Source organism: Photorhabdus temperata, assembly GCF_025384845.1.
GTDB lineage: Bacteria > Pseudomonadota > Gammaproteobacteria > Enterobacterales > Enterobacteriaceae > Photorhabdus > Photorhabdus temperata.
Map to the genome: position 1 here is coordinate 1 of NZ_JAJAFX010000136.1, position 2,827 is coordinate 2,827.

The following is a 2,827-nucleotide window of genomic DNA, read 5'->3' on the forward strand; positions in this document are numbered from 1 at the left end:
ATAGCCGCGTTGCCGTCAATGCCGAATGTGGTCTGGGAAACCGGCGCTAACGGCGAGATATCCCTGACGCTGGGCACACAACAGTGGGGTATCCGGGGCCTGTCACAGGTGAAAGCCGGGGCGGCGGTGATGAAAGTGAATGTTCAGGTCGTTGATACCGACAGCGGCGTGATGTTTGCCGACAGCGTGGACATGATGAGCGCCCGCAGCCGGGGCGGGTATGCGCGGCTGGCCGCCACCGAACTCGGGCTGGCCGAAGGTGACCTGCGCCGGGCACTGGGGCAGGTGTTGCTGGTACTGGAACAGTGTCAACAGGCCGGCGTCAGTGAACAAACCGAACCCCCACCGGTTCCCAAACTGAGCGAGGACCAGCGGGCTGCGGCGCTGGCGCTGCTGCAAGACCCGAAACTGAGTGAACGCATCACCGCTGACTTAGCCGCCTGTGGCGTGGTGGGCGAATCCACTAACCTGCTGGCCGGTTACTTAGCCGCCGTCAGTCGCAAGCTGGACCGTCCGCTGGCCGTGCTGATACAAAGCAGTTCGGCGGCAGGGAAAAGCAGCTTAATGGATGCGGTACTCAATCTGATACCGGAAGAAGAACGGCTGCAATACAGCGCCATGACCGGCCAGAGTCTGTTCTATCTGGGGGAAACCAATCTCCAGCATAAAATCTTAGCCATTGCCGAAGAGGAAGGCGTCAGGCAGGCCGCCTATGCGCTCAAACTGTTGCAAAGCGACGGCGAACTGACCATTGCCAGCACCGGTAAAGATGACGCCAGCGGGAATCTGGTGACCAAACAGTACACGGTAAAAGGGCCGGTGATGCTGATGCTCACCACCACCGCGATAGATGTGGATGAAGAGCTGTTAAACCGCTGTCTGGTGCTGACGGTAAACGAATCGCGGGAGCAGACCGAAGCTATCCACGCCTTGCAGCGCCATAAACAAACGCTGGAAGGTCTACTGGCCGAGAATGAAAAGGCATATATCACCGAACTGCATCAAAACGCCCAGCGGCTGTTGCGCCCGCTGAATGTGGTTAACCCTTATGCCTCACAGTTAACGTTCATGAGCGATAAAACCCGCACCCGACGCGACCACATGAAATATCTCACCCTGATACAAAGTATCGCCCTGCTGCATCAGCACCAGCGCGAGGTGAAGACCGCGGAACACCGGGGCAAACGGCTTGAATATATCGAGGTGACCAAAGACGATATTAGCTTAGCAAACCGGCTGGCCCACGAGATATTAGGCCGCACGCTGGATGAAATGTCGCCCCAGACCCGAAAACTGTTACTGCTGATACAAGCGATGGTGAAAGAGACGGCGACAGCGCAGCAACGCCCGGTGAACGCGGTCCGCTTTACCCGCCGCGATATCCGCCATTACACCCAGTGGAGCGATAACCAGTTAAAAGTCCACTGTCAGCGACTGGCCGACATGGAATATCTGTTAGTCCACGGCGGCAGTCGCGGCCATCTGTTGCAGTATGAACTGCTGTGGAACGGCGACAGCGCAGAAGAAGCCCATCTGTGCGGCCTGATTGACCTGACAGCGCCGGAAAAACCGGTAAAACCCTGAATATGACTCACGCAAGTTGGACTGACTGAACCGCAAGTTGCCCTCAAGTTGGGATCAAGTTGGGCCCAAGTTGGAGGGCGGGAAACCGGCGTCAGACCGCAGCAATACTGGGAGGAACGGCTCGCAAGTTGGGGACGGTTGAAAAACACTGTTCCGGCAATAATAAGAAAAAGCCGTCGTATCGTACTGCCAGTACATCATAGAACCCGAAAACCCGGAATACGACCGACGCAAGTTGGACTGACTGAACCGCAAGTTGCCCTCAAGTTGGGGTCAAGTTGGGCCCAAGTTGGAGGCCGGGAAATGGACGCCAGACCGCAGCAATACCGGGCTGAGCGGTCCGCAAGTTGGGGCAGACAGAAAAGGACTGTTCCGGCCACCTAAGAATCAAGCCATCGTACCGTCGTGATGTATCACACACCGATAACCATTAACCGCTGTTCCCTACAGGAAATCCCATCATGTCATCACCCGTTAAACATCAATCCAACCCCCGCTCGCTGACCCTGCGCCAGCATCTGGACGCGTATCTGGATAACCTGCTGTTGCAGGGGGCGAGTCAAAAGAGCCAGTCCGCCCGTCATGAACGGCTGTCACCGTTCGTCAACTGGTGTGAGGAACAGGGCGTAATATCCGCCGCTCAGGTCACCGAACCGTTACTGGAAAACTGGCAGCAGTATCTGGCCCGGTACCGCAAGGCCAACGGCCAGCTTTATACGCAGGACAGTCAGCGCCGACGCCTGCGGTCCTTACGCCTGTGGTTCGACTGGTTGCAGCAACAGCACGCTATCCCAACCAGCCCGGCAACAACCCTCGCCTCGCCAGACAGAAAAAAACGCCCCTCTGTCATGGAGACCCACGGTCAACCCGACGCCATCCCGGCCCGCTTCGCCACCTTACGCCAGCATCTGGCGGCCTGGCTGGAAGCCGTGCAGGGACAGGGCTTAAGCGAACGGACCCAAGAGTCCTATGAAGAACGGCTGTTGCCGTTCGTCAACTGGTGCGAAGCGCGTGGGGTGATGACCGCACCGCAGGTCAGCCTGCCGTTGCTGGAAAGTTACCAGCGCTGGCTGAGAAGCCACCGTAAAGCGGACGGCCAGCCCTACACGCCGGGCAGTCAGCGGGACCGCCTGAGTGTCTTACGTCAGTGGTTCCGCTGGCTGTTGCAACGTCACCATATCCTGTATAACCCGGTGGACAGTCTGGTGTTGCCGAAGGAAGAAAAACGGCTGCCGGCACAGGT

General features: G+C 58.0%; 2 protein-coding genes and 1 pseudogene. All 3 read left to right on the forward strand.

The genetic code is table 11. From position 1 onward, the window contains the following. Nucleotides 1-1,584: pseudogene (locus LGZ99_RS23855) on the forward strand (DNA primase); the annotation flags it as partial. A gap of 48 nt (nucleotides 1,585-1,632) precedes the next feature. Next, complete coding sequence (locus tag LGZ99_RS23860) at nucleotides 1,633-1,968, forward strand: hypothetical protein (RefSeq protein WP_158019887.1); 336 nt, start codon at nucleotides 1,633-1,635, stop codon at nucleotides 1,966-1,968. A 77-nt stretch (nucleotides 1,969-2,045) separates the two neighbouring features. After that, on the forward strand, nucleotides 2,046-2,827 hold a 782-nt coding region (locus tag LGZ99_RS23865), incomplete at its 3' end, for a phage integrase N-terminal SAM-like domain-containing protein (protein ID WP_262979789.1).